The 19,109-nt window shown below is 63.8% G+C and carries 11 protein-coding genes; 7 read left to right on the top strand and 4 right to left on the bottom strand.

Annotation, left to right across the window (positions count from 1 at the left end; all coding sequences use genetic code 11):
- Positions 1-83: 83 nt before the first annotated feature.
- Positions 84-1,982, top strand: a complete 1,899-nt coding sequence (locus tag MUU55_RS24565; protein WP_244763408.1) for a propionyl-CoA synthetase — start codon at positions 84-86, stop codon at positions 1,980-1,982.
- A gap of 235 nt (positions 1,983-2,217) precedes the next feature.
- Here the strand turns inward: MUU55_RS24565 and MUU55_RS24560 are convergent, their stop codons facing one another.
- Entirely contained in the window at positions 2,218-2,916 is a 699-nt protein-coding gene (locus MUU55_RS24560; RefSeq protein WP_244763407.1) for a DUF1013 domain-containing protein, read from the bottom strand.
- A 234-nt stretch (positions 2,917-3,150) separates the two neighbouring features.
- Between MUU55_RS24560 and acs the strand changes: the two genes are divergently transcribed.
- On the top strand, positions 3,151-5,106 hold the full coding sequence (gene acs / locus MUU55_RS24555) for an acetate--CoA ligase (protein WP_244763406.1): 1,956 nt from the start codon (positions 3,151-3,153) through the stop codon (positions 5,104-5,106).
- 265 nt (positions 5,107-5,371) lie between these two features.
- Here acs and MUU55_RS24550 read toward each other — a convergent pair whose 3' ends face one another.
- Entirely contained in the window at positions 5,372-5,569 is a 198-nt protein-coding gene (locus MUU55_RS24550) for a DUF1674 domain-containing protein (RefSeq protein WP_244763405.1), read from the bottom strand.
- A 159-nt stretch (positions 5,570-5,728) separates the two neighbouring features.
- Between MUU55_RS24550 and htpX the strand changes: the two genes are divergently transcribed.
- The 4 genes from htpX (at position 5,729) to purH (ending at position 11,616) form a co-directional block, all read left to right on the top strand.
- Positions 5,729-6,694, top strand: a complete 966-nt coding sequence (htpX, locus tag MUU55_RS24545; RefSeq protein ID WP_244763404.1) for a zinc metalloprotease HtpX — start codon at positions 5,729-5,731, stop codon at positions 6,692-6,694.
- Positions 6,691-8,097 carry an RsmB/NOP family class I SAM-dependent RNA methyltransferase gene (locus tag MUU55_RS24540; RefSeq protein ID WP_425314228.1) on the top strand — a complete coding sequence of 469 codons (1,407 nt, stop codon included), beginning with the start codon at positions 6,691-6,693 and terminating at the stop codon, positions 8,095-8,097. The genes htpX and MUU55_RS24540 overlap by 4 nt, the downstream gene beginning before the upstream one ends.
- Positions 8,098-8,210: 113 nt before the next feature.
- Complete coding sequence (locus MUU55_RS24535) at positions 8,211-9,893, top strand: heparinase II/III family protein (RefSeq protein WP_244763402.1); 1,683 nt, start codon at positions 8,211-8,213, stop codon at positions 9,891-9,893.
- Between the two features lie 112 nt (positions 9,894-10,005).
- Positions 10,006-11,616: a bifunctional phosphoribosylaminoimidazolecarboxamide formyltransferase/IMP cyclohydrolase gene (gene purH, locus MUU55_RS24530; RefSeq protein WP_244763401.1), complete on the top strand. Its 1,611-nt coding sequence runs from the start codon at positions 10,006-10,008 to the stop codon at positions 11,614-11,616.
- A 58-nt stretch (positions 11,617-11,674) separates the two neighbouring features.
- Here purH and MUU55_RS24525 read toward each other — a convergent pair whose 3' ends face one another.
- Both MUU55_RS24525 and MUU55_RS24520 read right to left on the bottom strand, forming a co-directional pair.
- Positions 11,675-13,060, bottom strand: a complete 1,386-nt coding sequence (locus MUU55_RS24525; protein ID WP_244763400.1) for an MFS transporter — start codon at positions 13,058-13,060, stop codon at positions 11,675-11,677.
- 82 nt (positions 13,061-13,142) lie between these two features.
- The gene (locus tag MUU55_RS24520; RefSeq protein WP_244763399.1) at positions 13,143-17,924 is read right to left on the bottom strand and encodes an NAD-glutamate dehydrogenase; all 4,782 of its coding nucleotides are present in this window, start codon (positions 17,922-17,924) and stop codon (positions 13,143-13,145) included.
- 276 nt (positions 17,925-18,200) lie between these two features.
- Between MUU55_RS24520 and pdxY the strand changes: the two genes are divergently transcribed.
- Positions 18,201-19,076, top strand: a complete 876-nt coding sequence (gene pdxY / locus MUU55_RS24515) for a pyridoxal kinase PdxY (RefSeq protein WP_244763398.1) — start codon at positions 18,201-18,203, stop codon at positions 19,074-19,076.
- Positions 19,077-19,109 lie beyond the last annotated feature (33 nt).

Genomic DNA, 19,109 nt, shown 5'->3' with positions numbered 1-19,109 from the left:
TTGGTCTGGCTTTGCGGATTGCTCGCCCGCTCCTATTCTTCCCGATGAGGAACCGGCCGTTGATCGGCTGGCGGGAGGAAGCGATGCAGAAAACCTATGCCGAGATTTATCGCGCGTGGAAGGATGATCACCACGCGCATTGGCGTGAAGCCGCGCGAGCGATCGACTGGTTCACGGAACCGACGGATATCTTCGATGGCGACCAGGGCGTCTATGGCCGCTGGTTTCCCGATGCGCGCGGCAATACCTGTCACAACTGCGTCGATCGCCATGTGGCGGCGGGGCGCGGCGAGGTCGCGGCGTTGATCTACGACAGCCCGGTGACCGGCCGGAAGGCCCGTTTCACCTATGCCGAGCTGCTCGAGCGCGTGAACGCCATGGCGGCGGTGCTGGTGGATCAGGGTGTGGAACAGGGTGACCGGGTCATACTCTACATGCCGATGATCCCCGAGGCGATTTTCGCCATGCTGGCCTGCGCGCGCATTGGCGCGATCCACTCCGTGGTGTTCGGCGGTTTTGCAGCAAGCGAACTGGCAGCGCGCATCGATGATTCGACGGCGAGGCTTGTCGTGACGGCGAGCTGCGGCATCGAGCCGAACCGCGTCGTCGCCTACAAGCCGCTGCTCGATGTCGCCATCGATCTGGCCCGCCACAAGCCGGACCGTTGCCTTGTACTGCAGCGGCCGGAACTTGCCGCGACGCTGCAGGATGGGCGGGATATCGATATGGGCGCGGCGCTCGACGCGGCGCGCGGGCGTTCCATTCCATGCGCGCCGCTGGCGGCGACCGATCCGCTTTACATCCTCTACACGTCGGGCACGACCGGCCAGCCGAAGGGTGTCATCCGCGACAATGGCGGCCATATGGTCGCGCTCGCCTGGACCATGCAGGCGCTCTATGGCGTGAAACCCGGCGAAGTCTATTGGGCGGCGTCGGATATCGGCTGGGTCGTCGGCCATTCCTACATCGTCTATGCGCCCCTGCTGAACGGCAGCACGACGGTGCTCTATGAGGGCAAGCCGATCGGCACGCCGGATGCCGGCGCCTTCTGGCGGGTGGTGGAGGAGTACAAGGTCTCCGTGCTCTTCACAGCGCCGACGGCCTTCCGCGCCATTCGCAAGGAGGATCCCGAAGGCGCGCTCGTAAAACGCCATGATCTCTCCAGCCTGCGGGCGCTGTTCCTCGCCGGCGAACGGGCGGACCCCGACACGCTGCGCTGGGCCGAAGCTGTGATCGGTGTTCCCGTCATTGATCACTGGTGGCAGACGGAGACGGGCTGGGCGATCGTCGGCAATCCGCTCGGCCTCGATGCGCTGCCCGTGAAACACGGTTCGCCCACCGTGCCCATGCCCGGCTACGATCTTCATGTGCTCGACGATGCGGGCCATGAGGTCACCGCGGGCACGCTCGGCAATATCGCCATCAAGCTCCCCCTCCCTCCGGGCTGCCTGCCGAGCTTCTGGAATGCCGACGAGCGGTTTCGCACTACCTGCCTCTCGGAGTTTCCCGGCTACTACAAGACGGCGGATGCCGGTTATGTCGACGATGACGGTTATGTCTTCATCATGTCGCGCACCGACGATATCATTAATGTCGCCGGCCACCGCCTCTCGACGGGCGCGATCGAGGAGGTCTGCGCCGGCCATCCCGACGTTGCCGAATGCGCCGTCATCGGCGTCGCCGATGACATCAAGGGCCAGGTGCCCGCCGGGTTCCTCGTGTTGAAGAGCAATGTTTCACGTGAATCATCGCTCGTGGAGGCGGAGGTGGTGGGCCTCGTGCGCGAAAAAATCGGTCCCGTCGCCGCCTTCAAGACGGCGATCTGCGTGAAACGTCTGCCCAAGACCCGCTCGGGAAAAATCCTGCGCGGCACGATGCAGAAGATCGCCGACCGCGAGGAGTGGAAGATGCCGGCGACGATCGACGATCCCGCTATTCTGGATGAGATCGCCGAGGTGCTCACGGGGCGGAAGATCGGCTAACAAGGTCCTTGCACAGAGCCTTGCATGCGCCACTTCCATACAAGAAGTCGCCACTGCCCTCCTCCGTCATGGTCGGGCTTGACCCGACCATCCATCCGCACGCTCATCGCCCAGGTTTGTGGTTCCTCGGCTCAGGGCCGAGGGTGACGTTTTGGGAGGCAATGTCCCGGCACAAGCACAAAAAAACCGGCCGCTTTTGGCGACCGGTCTTATTGTTTCGTGACGATGATTTCGCTTAGTAGCGGTCGTCTTCGTCCTCGTCCGGGGTGGACGACTTGAGCGACTTGAGCTTGGCGAAGACGGCGTCGGCGTCGATTTCCTTTTCCTCTTCACGGTCGCTGTAGGGCAGCTTTTCCGTTTCGTGGGCGGATTCGAGCGTGGCGCCGAGTTCGGCGGCTGTCGGCAGCGGGCGGCCCTTGGAGGCGCGTTCGACTTCGAGGTCGAGATCGATCTGCGAGCACAGGCCAAGCGTGACCGGATCCATCGGCGTCAGGTTTGTCGAGTTCCAGTGGGTGCGCTCGCGGATCTGCTCGATCGTTGACTTGGTGGTGCCGACCAGACGCGAGATCTGCGCATCCTTGAGTTCCGGATGGTTGCGCACGAGCCAGAGAATGGCGTTCGGGCGATCCTGGCGCTTGGAGACCGGCGTGTAGCGCGGGCCCTTGCGCTTGGATTCGGGAACGCGGACCTTGGGGTCGGAAAGCTTCAGCTTGTGGTTCGGGTTGCCTTCGGCGCGCGCGATTTCTTCACGCGACAGCTGGCCGGTCGAGATCGGGTCGAGACCCTTGATGCCCTGGGCTGATTCGCCGTCAGCGATTGCCTTCACTTCAAGCGGATGCAGTTTGCAAAAAGTCGCGATCTGTTCGAACGACAGCGCCGTGTTGTCGACCAGCCAGACCGCGGTCGCCTTTGGCATGAGGAGCTGCTGAGCCATGCATATAGTCCTTCTGTCCGTCCGCGCCGGTGTCGCGGGTCGTGGGGTAGTTAACCACTATGTTCCGGGAATTGCGCCCTCTATACCCTCACTGTCGCAGAAATGCAATTCTTCAAGAGACAAATGACCTTTGTCTAATTGCCGTAATGCTTTGACCTGATATGAATGGCGCCGAGAGTGGCGGGACCGGAGGAGATACGGTTCCGCGTATGCGCAGTCATGAGGGAGGCATCCATGTCCGCAAAGACCTATCCGGTCCTGAAATCCGCGAAAAGCCGTGCGCTCATCGACAACGATACCTATCAGAAATGGTATCGCGAGAGCATCGAGAACCCGGAGCGCTTCTGGGACAAACACGGCATGCGCATCGACTGGTTCAAGCCCTATACGAAGGTCAAGAACACCTCGTTTAACGGCAAGGTCCCGATCAAGTGGTTCGAGGACGGCATCACCAACGTCTCCTACAACTGTATCGACCGCCACCTGAAGGCGCATGGCGACGACGTCGCCATCATCTGGGAAGGCGACAATCCCTATATCGACAAGAAGATCACCTATAACGAGCTTTACGAACACGTCTGCCGCATGGCGAACGTTATGAAGAAGCACGGCGTGAAGAAGGGTGACCGTGTCACGATCTACATGCCGATGATCCCCGAAGCGGCCTATGCGATGCTGGCCTGCGCGCGCATCGGCGCCATCCACTCGGTGGTCTTCGGCGGTTTCTCGCCGGATGCGCTGGCTGGCCGTATCGTCGATTGCGAATCGACCTTCGTCGTTACCTGCGACGAGGGCGTGCGCGGCGGCAAGCCGATCCCGCTCAAGGAAAACACCGATACGGCGATCGACATCGCCGCCAAGCAGCATGTCATTGTCAACAAGGTTCTGGTCGTGCGCCGCACCGGCGGCAAGATCGGCTGGGCGCCGGGCCGTGACATCTGGCACCACAAGGAAGTGCTGACGGTGCCGCGCGATTGTCCGCCGGCCAGGATGAAGGCGGAAGACCCACTCTTTATCCTCTACACCTCCGGCTCGACGGGCAAGCCGAAGGGCGTGCTGCATACCACGGCCGGCTACCTCGTCTATGCCTCGATGACGCACAAATACGTCTTCGATTACCAGGACGGCGATATCTACTGGTGCACGGCCGACGTCGGCTGGGTCACCGGCCATTCCTACATCGTCTACGGACCGCTGGCGAACCGCGCCACCACGCTGATGTTCGAAGGCGTGCCGAATTTCCCGGATGCCGGCCGCTTCTGGGAGGTGGTCGACAAGCACAAGGTCAACATCTTCTACACCGCGCCGACGGCGATCCGCGCGCTGATGGGCGCCGGCGACGACTTCGTCAAGCGTTCCGGGCGTTCGTCGCTGCGCCTTCTCGGCTCGGTCGGCGAGCCCATCAACCCGGAAGCCTGGGAATGGTATTACAATGTCGTCGGCGAAGGCCGCTCGCCCATCGTTGATACCTGGTGGCAGACGGAAACCGGCGGCATCCTCATCACGCCCTTGCCCGGCGCGACGGATTTGAAGCCGGGCTCGGCGACACGGCCCTTCTTCGGCATCAAGCCGGAACTCGTCGACAACGAGGGCAACGTGCTGCAGGGGGTAGCCGACGGCAATCTCTGCATCACCGACAGCTGGCCGGGCCAGATGCGCACGGTCTATGGCGATCACAAGCGCTTCGTCGAAACCTACTTCTCCACGTACAAGGGCAAGTATTTCACCGGCGACGGCTGCCGCCGCGACGAGGACGGTTATTACTGGATCACCGGCCGCGTCGACGATGTGCTCAACATTTCCGGCCACCGCCTCGGGACGGCCGAAATCGAATCGGCCCTCGTCTCGCACCACCTCGTTTCGGAAGCTGCCGTGGTCGGCTATCCGCACAGCCTCAAGGGCCAGGGCATCTATTGCTACGTCTCTCTGATGGCCGGCGAGGAGGGCAATGACGCGCTGCGCCAGGACCTCGTCAAGCACGTCCGCAAGGAAATCGGCCCGATCGCGACCCCGGACAAGATCCAGTTCGCGCCCGGCTTGCCGAAAACCCGCTCCGGCAAGATCATGCGCCGCATCCTGCGCAAGATCGCCGAGGACGATTTCGGCGCACTCGGCGATACCTCGACGCTCGCCGATCCGGCTGTGGTCGATGACCTCATCGCCAACCGCCAGAACAAGGCGGGCGGCTGATCGGTTCGGGTACGGAACGATAAAGCGAAACGGCGGCCAATGGCCGCCGTTTTCGTTTGGAGAGATTGCTTGGACTTATTGGAATGGGCAATCCCCCTCTCCTCCCCACTCACGTCATCCTCGGGCTTGACCCGAGGATCCACCCCACAAATGCCGTGCTCGCCGTATGGATCCTCGGGTCAAGCCCGAGGATGACGAAGGAGGTTGGAGGCATGGAAGCAAGGAGGGTTGAGGCGGGGCTGACTCCTGAGCCGGATTCCGGCTTTCAGAAATCGATCGCCCGGCCCTTGATCTCCCAGTCGCCGAACCGTGCCGGGTCCTCGCCGCCGCGGCCGCCGATCTCTTCGGCGCGCTCGACGGGCTCAGCTGCTTTGCGGCGTTCCTCGGCTTCCTGCAGGGCGCGCTGGGCTGCGGGTGAAAGCACTTTGCGGCCGTCGGAATGATTGTCGTTGTCGCTGTTCATGAAAATCGGCATCCTTCCGGGATATTGAAGAAGTGCGGGTGGTTTCCCATCATATAGGAGCGTGAAGACGCTGTGGAAAGCGCTGATTCACGTGAAACATGTCCTTGACAACAAGGATCGACAAACGGGTCGATGGAACTGGACAGGAGCCGAAAACGCATGAACATCGTTCGCACAGCCATGCTGCTCGCCGTCATGACGGCGCTTTTCATGGGCGTGGGCCTGCTCATCGGCGGCAAGGGCGGCATGATGATCGCGCTTGTGGTCGCGATCGGCATGAACGTCTTCTCCTACTGGAATTCCGACCGGATGGTGCTGTCCATGTACGGCGCCAAGGAGGTCGATGAGCGCACGGCACCCGAATATTACGGCATCGTACGGGATCTTGCCACGCGCGCCGGCCTGCCCATGCCGCGCGTTTTCGTCATCAACAGCGACCAGCCGAATGCCTTTGCCACGGGTCGCAACCCGGAAAATTCAGCCGTCGCCGCCTCCACCGGCCTCCTCCAGGCGCTGTCCTATGAAGAGGTGGCGGGCGTGATGGCGCATGAACTGGCGCATATCCAGAACCGCGACACGCTGACCATGACGCTGACGGCGACACTTGCCGGTGCGATCTCCATGCTCGCCAACTTCGCCATGTTCTTCGGCGGCGGTAACAACCGCGAAAACAACAACCCGCTCGGTTTCGTCGGCGTGCTGATCGCGATGATCGTCGCGCCCTTCGCCGCCATGCTGGTGCAGATGGCGATCAGCCGCACGCGCGAATATTCCGCCGACAAGCGTGGTGCGGAAATCTGCGGTAACCCGCTGTGGCTCGCCTCGGCGCTCGGCAAAATCGCAGTCGCGGCCGGTCGTGTTCCCAACAACGATGCCGAGCGCAATCCGGCGACGGCGCATATGTTCATCATCAATCCGCTCTCGGGCGAACGCATGGACAACCTGTTTTCGACCCATCCGAATACCGAGAACCGCATCGCGGCGCTTCAGGAAATGGCCCGCACCATGCAGGCCCGCTCGACGGAACCGGTCCGGGCTGATAATCCGTCACGCAAATCGCGCTCCGTACCGACGACGGGCTGGGGACGCGGTGGTTCCGAACCGCCCAAAGGTCCTTGGTCTTGAACGACGACACGCGCAGAAAAAAACCGTTCCCGAAACGCCCTGGCGGCCCCAGGCGGCCGAAGCCCGAGGTGGCCGAGAGCCAGCCGGAAAAGCCGGGCCTGCGCGCCCGTCAGGCGGCGGCTAAAATTCTCGCGGCCGTGGTCGATCGCAAGACGTCGCTCGACGGCATGCTGGATCTGGAAAACGGCAACCCCGCCTATCGCCAGCTGAACGATGCCGACCGGGCGCTGGTGCGTGCTATCATCAACACGGCACTGCGCCACCTTCCCCGCATCGAGGCCATTCTCGACACGCTCGTCGGCACGCCGCTGCCGGATGGCGCGCGCGCCCTGCACCACGTCCTGACCGTTGCCGCCGCACAAATCCTTTATCTCGACGTGCCGGATCACTCGGCTGTCGATCTCGCGGTCGAGCAGGCGCAGCTTGATCCGCGCAACCGCCGTTTCGCCAGCCTCACCAATGCGGTGCTGCGCCGGCTGTCGCGCGAAAAGGCCTCGCATCTCACGGCGACCCGCACCGTTCCCGTCATTCCTGAATGGTTTTACGACCGCCTCGCCGATATCTATGGCCGCGAGCATGCCGGTCGCATCGCCGAAGCGATGTTGCAACCGTCGGCCATTGACCTCACCGTCAAGTCCGACGCCGAAGGCTGGGCAGCCAAACTCGGTGGTCGTGTGCTGCCGACCGGTTCCGTCCGGCTTCCCGCCGCCTCCGGCGCCATTCCCGCGCTGGAAGGGTTCGAGGACGGCCAATGGTGGGTGCAGGATGCGGCGGCGAGCCTGCCGGCAAAGCTGTTCGGAGATCTCAAAGGCAAGCGCGTCGTCGATCTCTGCGCGGCCCCCGGCGGCAAGACGGCGCAGCTTTTGCTCGCCGGCGCTGATGTCGTGGCGCTCGACCAGTCGGGTAATCGCCTGAAGCGCCTTATCGGTAATCTCGAGCGCCTCGGCCTTTCTGCGGCGACGCAGGAGATCAACATGGCGGATTTCCGCTCCGACGATCTCTTCGATGCCGTTTTGCTCGACGCGCCCTGCTCCTCCACCGGCACGATCCGCAAACATCCCGACGTGCTCTGGACCAAGGGTCCCGAGGATATCGAAAAGCTCGCGCGCCTGCAGGAGCGCTTGCTCCGTCACGCCCTGACGCTGGTCAAACCGGGTGGAGACCTCGTCTTCTCCAATTGCTCGCTCGATCCTGTTGAGGGCGAAGACATGGTCTCCCGCGTGCTGGCCGACAACACGGATTGGCGAATCATCCCCGCCGATCCCGCCGACTGGCCGGGTCTGGAAGATGCGGTTTCGCCGCGCGGCGAGCTGCGCACGACGCCGGCCATGCTACCGGCAACCGGCGATCACGCGGGTGGATTGGATGGATTTTACGCTGTTCGGCTGAGAAAAGCCGGTTGAGCGCAAAATCATCCCAAAATATTGCCGAGGTCATCAACAGTCCATCAGTAGGCGATGAATTGACGGCACTCCTCTCCTCGGCCTACCTATAGGTCTGGAGGCATTCGTTAACCATGCAGCTTTCCGACCGGCAGCGGCTATCCTATCTGTATATGCGTGAAGGCTGGCGGCGCTTCTCGCGAAGGCTTGCCTTGGGGCGGATCAGCGCCATGCGTTTCTCCGGCGGCACGCCGGACCGTCTGATCGTGGCGCCGACGGATCTGCATCCCGCCGATTCTTTCGCCGGAGAAGAAATTACCGCCGGCCGTTTTCCGCTCGCCGGCCGTAGCCTCGAATGCGAAGGCGAATCGCCCTTCGCGCTGGAACTGCCGTCGGAAGAATTCGCCGTTCGCCTGCACTGCTTCGGCTGGCTTCGCCATATGCGCCTTGTCGATCCGGAAAGAGCGGCACTAACCACCCGCTTCATCGTCGACGACTGGCTGCAAAGCCATGGTCGTGTCATCGGCGGGCTCGCCTGGCGGCCGGATGTCACGGCGCAACGCATCATCGCCTGGCTCTCCCATTCGCCCGTTGTGCTGAAGGACGCCGATTATCCCTTCTACCGCCGTTTCCTGAAGAGCCTCGCCTTCCAGGTGCGCTACCTGCGCCATGTCGCCGATACGACGCGCGACGGGGAGCCGCGGCTTCGTGTGCGCATCGCGCTTGCCATGGCGTCCATAGCCATGCCGTCCTCGCCATCCAAGATGCGCAAGGCCGCCCGCCATCTCGACGAGGAGCTGGACCGGCAGATCCTGCCCGACGGCGGTCATTGCTCGCGCAATCCCCGTGCGGCCCTTGATCTTCTGCTCGACCTGCTGCCGCTTCGCCAGACCTATGTCAATCTTGGCCATGACATGCCGGCGCAGCTCATTCCCTGCATCGACCGCATCTATCCGGCCCTGCGCTTCTTCCGTCATCAGGGCGGCGAACTCGCATTGTTCAACGGCGCGACCTATACGCTGGCCAACGAGCTGATGTCGGCGCTGCGCTACGACGAGACGGGCGGCGCCCCCTTCAAGGCGCTGCCCTCGCTCAACTACGACCGGGTCGCGGTGAAGGACACGGTCGTGCTGATGGATACGGGCATGCCGAAATCCGTCGACCTCTCGTCGACGGCGGCAGCCGGCACGCTCTCCATCGAGATTTCCTCCGGAAAGAACCGCTTCATCGTCAATTCGGGCCGGCCACGCTTTGCCGGTGAAGCAATGCGGCAGATGTCGCGCATGACGGCCGCCCATTCGGTGGCGAACCTCAACGACACCTCCTCCTCGCGCATCTCCAGTTCGCGGTTCCTCGGACCGATCATCGTCGGCGGCGTGAGCAAGGTGAACGTCTCGCGCATCGAGCGCGATTCCGGTGCCGATGGCGTGACGGCGAGCCACGACGGGTACCTCAAGCGGTTCGGTCTGCTCTATGAGCGCGATATCCTGGTTTCGGCGACGGGCGGCGAAATCCGTGGCCGGGAGCGCTTCTTCAAGCCGGCGACGCCGAATGCACCTATCGAGAAGGGCGTGGCCGTCGTGCGCTTCCACATCCATCCGACCATCCAGCTCTACCGCGCCTCGGCCAGCGAGACGCGGCTGGTGGCGCCGGATGGCGAGGCCTGGGCGCTGACCTGCCTCGATGTGCCGGTCGAAGAGGAAGAGGATGTCTTCTTCGCCGATCCCTCGGGTGTGCGCCCGTCCCGGCAGCTGACGCTGACCATGCCGCTTGCCGAGATGCCGGAAGTTCAATGGTCGCTGGCGCGGCAACGCTGAGCGCTCGGGGTTGAGAATTCAGCCTTTCAAGGTTTTCTCCCGCTCACGCCTGTGATAACGGGGCGCATGACCATCCGCCCCCTCCTCCCGGGGCCGCAGAACGGAGCGCCCCATGGCCGTTGTTTCCAAGAAAATCCCCGCCCCTGACCGCGTTGCCGTCCGCACCGCGCTCCTGTCCGTGTCCGACAAGACCGGTGTCGTCGAGCTTGCGAAGGCGCTCGCCGACAAGGGCGTTCGTCTGCTCTCGACGGGTGGCACGCACAAGGCGCTCAGCGATGCCGGCCTCGCCGTCACCGACGTTTCGGAGGTCACGGGCTTTCCGGAAATCATGGACGGCCGCGTCAAGACGCTGCACCCGTCCGTACATGGCGGCCTGCTGGCGATCCGCGACGATGCCGAACATGTCGAGGCGATGAAGGCGCACGGCATCGGTGCGATCGATCTTACGGTCATCAACCTCTACCCGTTCGAGGAAGTCCGTGCCAAGGGCGGCGATTATCCGACGACCGTCGAGAATATCGATATCGGCGGTCCGGCGATGATCCGCGCCTCGGCCAAGAACCATGCCTATGTGGCCATCGTTACCGATCCCTCGGACTATCCGGCGTTGCTGGAGGAGCTGGCCGACGGCTCGACCTCCTATGCCTTCCGCCAGCGTCTTGCGGCGAAGGCCTATGCCCGTACGGCGGCCTATGACGCTGCGATCTCCAACTGGTTTGCCGAGGCGCTCAATATCGCCATGCCGCGTCACCGCGTGCTTGGCGGCGTGTTGAAGGAAGAGATGCGCTACGGCGAGAACCCACACCAGAAGGCGGGCTTCTACGTCACCGGCGAGAACCGCCCCGGCGTCGCCACCGCGACGCTGCTGCAGGGCAAGCAGCTCTCTTACAACAACATCAACGACACGGACGCCGCCTTCGAACTGGTCGCCGAATTCCTGCCGGAAAACGGCCCGGCCTGCGCGATCATCAAGCATGCCAATCCCTGCGGCGTGGCCACCGGCAAGACGCTGAAGGACGCTTACGCGCGGGCACTGGCCTGCGATCCGGTCTCGGCCTTCGGCGGCATCATCGCGCTCAATTCGACACTCGACGGCGAGACGGCGGAAGAAATCGTAAAACTGTTCACCGAGGTCATCATCGCGCCCGATGCCGATGAGAAGGCCCGCGCCATCATCGCCTCCAAGCCGAACCTGCGCCTGCTGGTAACGGGTGCCCTGCCTGATCCGCGCGTGCCGGGCCTCTCCGCCAAGACCGTCTCCGGCGGCCTGCTCGTGCAGAGCCGTGACAATGGCATGGTCGAGGATCTCGAGCTCAAGGTCGTCACCAAGCGTGCGCCGACGGCGCAGGAGCTTATCGACATGAAGTTCGCCTTCAAGGTCGCCAAGCACGTCAAGTCGAATGCCGTCGTCTATGCCAAGGACGGCCAGACGGCCGGTATCGGCGCCGGCCAGATGAGCCGTGTCGATTCCGCCCGCATTGCCGGCCTGAAGGCTGAAGAGGCCGCCAAGGCCATGGGCTTGGCAGAACCGCTGACGCGCGGCTCTGCCGTCGCCTCCGAGGCCTTCCTGCCCTTCGCCGATGGCCTGCTCTCGGCGATCGCCGCCGGCGCGACGGCGGTGATCCAGCCAGGCGGCTCGATGCGTGATGCGGAAGTTATCGCCGCAGCGGATGAGGCGGGCGTCGCCATGGTCTTCACCGGCATGCGCCACTTCCGCCACTGATCCTTAGCCGGAGTCCCCCTGGAAATCGAAACGCCCCGCTTGCGGGGCGTTTTGCGTTTCAGGCCTCGACTTTTGCGGCTGGATAAGGCGTGCGCAGCAGGAGCAGGAAGCCGACGACGAGGAAGACGATGAGCGCCATCATGCCGGCACGGGCGGAGCCCGTTGCCGTGGTGATGAGGGCGACCGAGAGCGGCGCCAGGAAGGACGTGGCGCGGCCCGAGAGGGCATAGAGGCCGAAATAGCGGCCGGCCTCGTCCGGGTGAATGCTCTGGGCGAGATAGGAGCGTGCGGAGGCCTGCACGGGACCGAAGGCGACACCGATCAGCAGGCCGTAGAGGATATAGGCCTTTTCCGCGGCGGTGCCGAAGAGGCCGTCGGAATCCTCTGCCGGAAGCGGGATCAGGCCGAACAGGGTGAAGCCGGGGCCGGTCGAGACGATGCCGACGGTCGCGATGGTCAGGCAGACGAGGCTCATGATGACCACGGTCTTGGAGCCCAGCCGCGTATCGAGCCGGCTGGCATAGAGGCAGCCGCCGATGGCGACGACATTGAGGATGATGCCGTAGATGCCGAGCTCGAAGGTCTGCCAGGCGAACATGCCGGCGGCAAAGGTGCCGCCGAGCGCCAGGAGGCCGTTGACGCCGTCCTGATAGATCATGCGGGCGACGAGGAAGCGCAGGATGCCGGGCTTGTTGTGCAAGTCCTTCAGCGCCTCGGAGAGGTCGGCGAAACCGGCACGCACGGCGGCGGCGATCGGCAGGGCCTTGCTCTGATCCGGCGTGAAGAAGAACATCGGCAGGATGAAGACGAAATACCACAGCGCCGAGATCGGCCCGGTGATGCGGGCATCTTCGCCTGCCGTCGCATCGAGGCCGAAGAGCGGGGCGATGCCGATGGCCGTCTTGCCGGTTTCCGGATTAGCGGCGAGCAGGGCGACGACGGCGATCAGCACGATCATGCCGCCGAGATAGCCGAGACCCCAGGCGATGTTGGAGATGCGGCCGGTGTCTTCGGGGCGCACAAGCCGCGGCATCATGGAATCGTTGAAAACGATGGAGAATTCCGCAGCCACCGTCGCCAGAACGATCAGCGCCATGGCGTAGAGCAGGCTGCTGCCGGGTTCGGCATACCAGAGTGCGGCAAGCGAGAGGATCTTGATGGCCGCAAAGACGGCGATCCAGGGTTTTCGCGCACCGGAAGCATCTGCAATCGAGCCCATGATGGGGGCGAGCAGCGCAATCGCGATGCCGGAGAGGGTAAGCGTATAGCTCCAGGCTGCCTGGCCGGCAGCGTGGTCTTGCGTGAGGCGCGAGACGAGATAGGGGCCGAAGATGAAGGTGGTGATGACGGTGAAGAACGGCTGTGCCGCCCAGTCGAACAGCATCCAGCCGGTTATGCCGAGCCGGCTCGTGCGTGGCTCCCGGCTTTCCGTGACAACCGTCATCGCCCCTCCCAATGTGGCGGGGGCGATGACCGCACCCGTCCCCAAGCCGGCTAACGGGATCCGCCAGCCGGCAGGGACTGTGTCATTTCGCCCGTTCCTGTGCAAGGTCGCTCAGGATGCCCGCAGCGACCGAGACCTTGGCCAGCGTCGCTTCGCCGGCTTCCGTCAGCGCCGAGAGGTTTGCCGTCACGCGGGCAAGCCGCTCCTTGTCGCCCTGCTGCCAGGTGGCGAGCGGCGCCTTGTCGCCCTTGTGGCGTGTCAGCACCACGGTGGCGAGGTCGCGCCGGGCATTGGCGATATCGGTGAGGCTGCGCTGGAGAGCGAGCGCCTCGTAGAGATCGCCGGTCGGGATGCGGCTTGCCGACGAGAGCAGCCGGCCGATATTCAGCGTCGCGCTGATGCCGGCGAAGGTCTGCGCCGTCTTGGCGAGCGTGTCGCCCGTCGCGTTGGCGATCAGCATGACCTCGGGCACGAAGGCGAGCAGGGAGAGCGTTGTGATCTCTTCCGCAAGCTCCGCCGGGACGCCCTCGTCCTCATAGGCATGCGCCTTGCGGCGGGCCTCGTCGCCAATGGCGTCGGAAACCAGCGTGGAGAGCTGCGGACGCAGCTGCTTCAGCGCCTGCTTCAGCTTGTGCACCGCCTGATCCATCGGGCCGGAGACCGCGCCGGTGGTCAAAAGCAGGCTGGTCACGTTGGCATAGATGCGGCCGATCTCTTCATAGAGTTCGTTCTGCAGGGTGCCGGCGACCTGGTTGTCCAGCGCATCGACGCCGGCATAGAGCGCGGCGAGGCCATAACCGTCGCGGGCGATCACCGCCGCCTTCACCGCATCCGCCGGGCCGAAGCCGGTGCCGTCGGTCAGGCCGTTGATGAAGGCCGGGCCGCCGCGGTTGATCACCTCGTTGGCGAGGATCGTCGCGATGATCTCGCGGCGCAGGCGATGCGAGCGGATATCGTCCGCATAGGCCTTCTGCATTTTCGCCGGGAAGTAACCGGTCAGCGTCGGCTCGAAATAGGGCTCATCCGGCAGGCTGGTGTGAACGATCTCGTCGAACAGCACCAGCTTGGCATAGGAGAGCAGCACGCCGATCTCCGGCCGCGTCAGCGGTTTGCCGGCCTGATAGCGTTCGGCAAGCGTGCGGTCATCGGGCAGCGTCTCGACCTTGCGGTTGAGCAGGCCGGCGGCCTCAAAGCGGTCCATCAGGCGGGTCAGCGGCGCGCGGTTGGCGGTGCCCTGCTTTTCGATCAGCGAGATCGCCAGCGATTGCAGATAGTTGTTGCGCAGCACGAGATGGCCGACTTCATCGGTCATCGAGGCGAGCAGCACGTTGCGCTTGGCGCGCGTCAGCCGCTCGTCGCGCATGGCGGAGGCGAGCGCGATCTTGATGTTGACCTCGACGTCCGACGAGTTCACGCCGGCCGAGTTGTCGATGGCATCCGAGTTGCTGCGGCCGCCCTTGAGGCCGAAGGCGATGCGGCCGCGCTGGGTGACGCCGAGATTGGCGCCCTCGCCGATCACCTTGGCGCGCACATCCTCGCCGACGATGCGGATCGGATCGTTGGCGCGGTCGCCGACTTCCGCATCGGTCTCGTTCTGGCCGCGGATATAGGTGCCGATGCCGCCGAACCACATCAGATCGACCGGCGCCTTGAGGATCGCGGTCATGATCTCGAACGGAGTGGCTTTGGCCTTCTCGAGACCGATGACGGCTTGTGCCTCCGGCGTCAGCGTCACGGATTTTTCCGTGCGCGGGATGATCATCGCGCCCTTGGAGAGCACGGAGCGATCATAGTCCTGCCAGCTCGAACGCGGCAGGTTGAACATGCGGCGACGCTCGGCAAACGACGTATCGGTATCCGGTGACGGATCGATGAAGATGTCACGATGGTCGAAGGCCGCGACGAGCTTGATCTTGCGCGACAGCAACATGCCGTTGCCGAAGACGTCGCCCGACATGTCGCCGACGCCGGCGACCGTGAACGGCGTCTTCTGGATATCGATGTTCATCTCGCGGAAGTGGCGCTTGACGGTCTCCCAGGCGCCGCGGGCGGTGATGCCCATCTTCTTGTGGTCGTAGCCGGCCGAGCCACCAGACGCAAAGGCGTCGTCGAGCCAGAAGCCGGCTTCCTGCGCCAGACCGTTTGCGGTGTCGGAGAAGGTCGCAGTGCCCTTGTCGGCGGCGACGACGAAATAGGGGTCGTCACCGTCGATGCGCACCGTATCGGCCGGCGGCACGACGTCCTGGCCGACAATGTTGTCGGTGACCGACAGCAGCGTGCGGATATAGGTCTTGTAGGCTTCGGTGCCGGCCTTGAAAATGGCGTCACGGCTGCCGCCGACCGGGAGCTGCTTTGGATAGAAGCCGCCCTTGGCGCCGACGGGAACGATGACCGAGTTCTTGACCTGCTGCGCCTTCACGAGGCCGAGCACTTCCGTTCGGTAGTCCTGCGCGCGGTCCGACCAGCGCAGGCCGCCGCGGGCGACCTTGCCGAAGCGCAGGTGCACGCCCTCGACTTCGGCCCCATAGACGAAGATTTCGCGGAACGGGCGCGGTTCCGGCAGGCCGTCGAGCGCCTTGGGATCGAGTTTGATCGCGAAGGTCTTGCGCGGTTTGCCGTCGGCATCGTGCTGGAAATAGTTGGTGCGCAGCGTCGCCTGGATGGCGTTGACGTAGCGGCGCAGGATCCGGTCCTCGTCAAGGCTCGGCACGTTGGCCAAGGCCTCTTCGATGGCCGTGGAGATGTCGCCGGACTTCTTCTCGCGCTGGCGCTCGGTGAGCTTCGGGTCGAGCCTGGTCTCGAACAGGCGGAAGAGATTGGCGGCAATGGCCGGATACTTGTTGAGCGTATCGGCGATATAGCCCTGCGAATAGGCGATGCCGGTCTGGCGCAGATAACGCGAATAGGTGCGCAGCGCCATGACCTCGCGGGCCGAGAGGCCGGCGGTCAGCACGAGGCGGTTCAGCGCGTCGTCGTCCACCTCGCCGTGCCAGGTGGCCAGGAAGGCTTCCTCCAGCATCGGGCTCAGTTTGGCGAGATTGACCTCCAGGCCGTCGCGCTGCTTCAGCTCCATGTCATGCAGCAGAACGCGGCGTTCGTTGCCGTCGAAGGTCGTGAGCATCAGGTCGTGCGTCTGTTCGCTGATGACGTTGAAGCCGAGATTTTCGAGCATCGGCACGCGGCGCGACAGGGAAACCGGTTCGCCGGCGTGGAAGATCTTCAGTTCCACCGAGGTCAGGTCGGTGTTCCAGGCCTTGCGGTAGAAGGAAATGCGGATCGGGGTTTCCGGCGTTGCCGTCGAAATCAGGGCGAGATCGGCATTGGCCTCGGTAGGTGTGAAGTCTTCCTGATAGCCGGTATCGGCATGGAGGCGAAGACCGTCTGCACTGGACAGCGCCTCGAAGCGATCGGTCCAGCGCGTGGCGATCTCGCGCACGGCCTGTTCCAGCTTGTTCTGGGCAATGCGCGGCGTCTTGCCGCCGGAACGACCGATGATGAAGTGTACGCGGGCAAGGCCACCCTCGGGGAAAGCCGGGTAATAGGCCGAGACGCGGCCGTCATAAGCCGACTTCAGATAGTTGCCGATCTTTTCGCGCACGTCGGAATCGTACTGTTCGCGCGGCACATAGACGATGACGGAGACGAACCGGTCGAAACGGTCGATGCGCGGCAAAACGCGGATGCGCGGCCGGTCGGAAAGCTCGTTGATCTGTTCCGAGAAGGTGGCGAGCAGGCCGGGATCGATCTGGAAGAGGTCGTCACGCGGATAGGATTCCAGCGTGTTGATCAGCATCTTGCCGGAATGGCTCTTCGGATCGTAGCCGAAATGGTCGATGACCGCCTCGACCTTGGAGCGGAGCAGCGGGATCTGGCCGGCGGCATGCGTGTAGGCCGTGGAGGTGAAGAGGCCGACGATGCGCAGCTCGCCGATCACCTTGCCCTTTTCGTCGAAGCGCTTCAGGCCGATATAATCCATATAGGCGCGACGATGCACGACGGATTTCACATTCGCCTTGGTGACGATGAGGAAATCCGGGCCTTCGAGGAATTCGAGGATTTCCGGAGTCGTCGTCACGGCGTCCTTGCCCAGACGCAGCACGCGCACATCGGGATCGGAGAGAATGCCGAGGCCATCGCCGCCGCGCTCCACCGTCGCCTGCTCGCCCTTGCCGGAATAGGAATATTCGCGCATGCCGAGGAAGGTGAAGTTGTTGCCGCGCAGCCAGTCGAGGAAGGCGAGTGCCTCGCTCTTGCCGGGCTTGTCCTTGGCGTAACGCTCCATGTCGGCGGTGGCGCCGTTGAGCTTTTCCAGCATAGACGGCCAGTCATCGACGGCCAGATGCACTTGGTTCAGCACGTTTTTCACGCGCTCCGCGAGATTGGCCGCTTCGGCGGGCAGCAGTTCGGACAGATGGATCTCGATATGGCTGACGCGCTGCGTCGGGTCGCTCTCCTCGTCCGGCGAGAAGAGCTTCGGTGCTTCCTCCTGGCTGACGACGAGGATCGGGTGAATCGCGAGATGGATATCGCGGTGCGTGCTCGTCACTTCGCCCATGACGGAGTCATAGAGGAACGGCTGGTTGCGGTCGGTGACGGAGAGCACGGAGACCGGCTGGCCCTGCGGCTTGACGTCTGCGAGCGTGGTGACGGTGACGCGCGGCGCGCTGCCGTCCCAAGCCTCGATTTCCGCCATGGCGTGGGCGGCGGCTGCGGCCAGCATCGGGCCGGTATAGTGGTCCAGATCGTCCTTGCTGGCACGCCCGAAGAGGATGTCGGGGTTGAGTGTTTTTGCGCCGAGAGCGGCGGCTGCGGCCTTTGCGGCCTCGATGTGTTTTTCTCGTTTCACGTTGGTCCGGGCACCCATGGAATTCTCCCTCGAATCCGATGCCGGGACGTTAGCAGAAGAAAAAATACACGCGACGAAATTTGTGCATTTGCGAGAAAATTCAATCGATTTTGTCCGAGATAGGTCAGTTTTGCTGTCGTTTTATCGGAAAATTGCCGATTTTTCGTCGAAAAGTAGCCAAAAACCGGCAGAGCACGGTCCGTGCTGTCCTGCAACAAAACCTCCTGAAAGGGCCAGGCGTTGACAGGCACAAGCCCCCTTGCCATCACTTCCACGAAACGAAGGAAGCCGGCTATGAGCGCGAGCGACAAGGGCACCGTCATCGTCATTTCGAGCCATGTGGTGCGCGGCACGGTGGGCAACCGGGCGGCCGTCTTCGCGCTCGAAACGCTCGGCCATCCCGTCTGGGCCCTGCCGACGGTCATCCTGCCCTGGCATCCCGGCCACGGCCGCGCCACGCGAGTGGCGATTTCGGACGATGATTTCGACGCGATCATTTCCGACCTGATCGGCGCGCCCTGGCGCGGCGAGGTCAAGGCGGTGCTGTCGGGTTATCTCGGTAGCGCGGCGCAGGCGCGCTCCGTCGCACGGCTGGTGGCGGGCCTCAGGGCCGACAATCCCGATCTTCTCTATATGTGCGATCCCGTCTGTGGCGACGAGCGCGGGCTCTACGTACCGGAGGCGACGGCGGTGGCGATCCGCGACAGCCTGATCCCGCTCGCGTCGATCGCCACGCCGAACCGCTTCGAGCTCGCCTGGCTGGCCGGCGCGCCGCTGGAGACCAACAACGCGATCGTGGAGGCCGCCCTTTCGCTCGGTCCGCCCCGCATGCTCGTCACCTCCTCGCTGCCGCTGATGGCGGGCAGCACGGGCAATCTGTTTCTGTCGGGACGCAGTGCGCTTCTGGCCGAGCACCGGCTGGTGGACAATCCGCCGAACGGCACCGGCGACCTGCTTGCCGCCGTCTTCCTGTCCCGGTTGATGGAAAATCTGCCCGAGGAACGGGCGCTGATGCTGGCGACGGCGAGCGTCTTCGAGATCGTGGCGCGCACCGCCAAGCGTGGCGCCGACGAACTGACGCTGGAGCAGGATGCCTCCAGCATTTCCACACCCATGGCCATGGTGCACATGCGCCGTCTCGTTCATCCGGCGCAGCCGCGCCGATCCTGACTTGCGTCAATCTCCGCCGAGTGGTTTATGCGG

This window comes from Shinella curvata (genome assembly GCF_022899935.1).
GTDB lineage: Bacteria > Pseudomonadota > Alphaproteobacteria > Rhizobiales > Rhizobiaceae > Shinella > Shinella curvata.
The sequence above is the reverse complement of the archived record's forward strand: the minus strand, read 5'-3'. Positions and strand labels throughout refer to the sequence as shown.

Excerpts from the sequence above, each read along its gene's own strand:
- MUU55_RS24525 (WP_244763400.1), bottom strand. The coding sequence starts at position 13,060 with ATGACGGTTGTCACGGAAAGCCGGGAGCCACGCACGAGCCGGCTCGGC.
- MUU55_RS24550 (WP_244763405.1), bottom strand. The coding sequence starts at position 5,569 with ATGAACAGCGACAACGACAATCATTCCGACGGCCGCAAAGTGCTTTCA.
- MUU55_RS24560 (WP_244763407.1), bottom strand. The coding sequence starts at position 2,916 with ATGGCTCAGCAGCTCCTCATGCCAAAGGCGACCGCGGTCTGGCTGGTC.
- MUU55_RS24535 (WP_244763402.1), top strand. The coding sequence starts at position 8,211 with ATGCAGCTTTCCGACCGGCAGCGGCTATCCTATCTGTATATGCGTGAA.
- purH (WP_244763401.1), top strand. The coding sequence starts at position 10,006 with ATGGCCGTTGTTTCCAAGAAAATCCCCGCCCCTGACCGCGTTGCCGTC.
- htpX (WP_244763404.1), top strand. The coding sequence starts at position 5,729 with ATGAACATCGTTCGCACAGCCATGCTGCTCGCCGTCATGACGGCGCTT.
- acs (WP_244763406.1), top strand. The coding sequence starts at position 3,151 with ATGTCCGCAAAGACCTATCCGGTCCTGAAATCCGCGAAAAGCCGTGCG.
- MUU55_RS24565 (WP_244763408.1), top strand. The coding sequence starts at position 84 with ATGCAGAAAACCTATGCCGAGATTTATCGCGCGTGGAAGGATGATCAC.
- MUU55_RS24520 (WP_244763399.1), bottom strand. The coding sequence starts at position 17,924 with ATGGGTGCCCGGACCAACGTGAAACGAGAAAAACACATCGAGGCCGCA.
- pdxY (WP_244763398.1), top strand. The coding sequence starts at position 18,201 with ATGAGCGCGAGCGACAAGGGCACCGTCATCGTCATTTCGAGCCATGTG.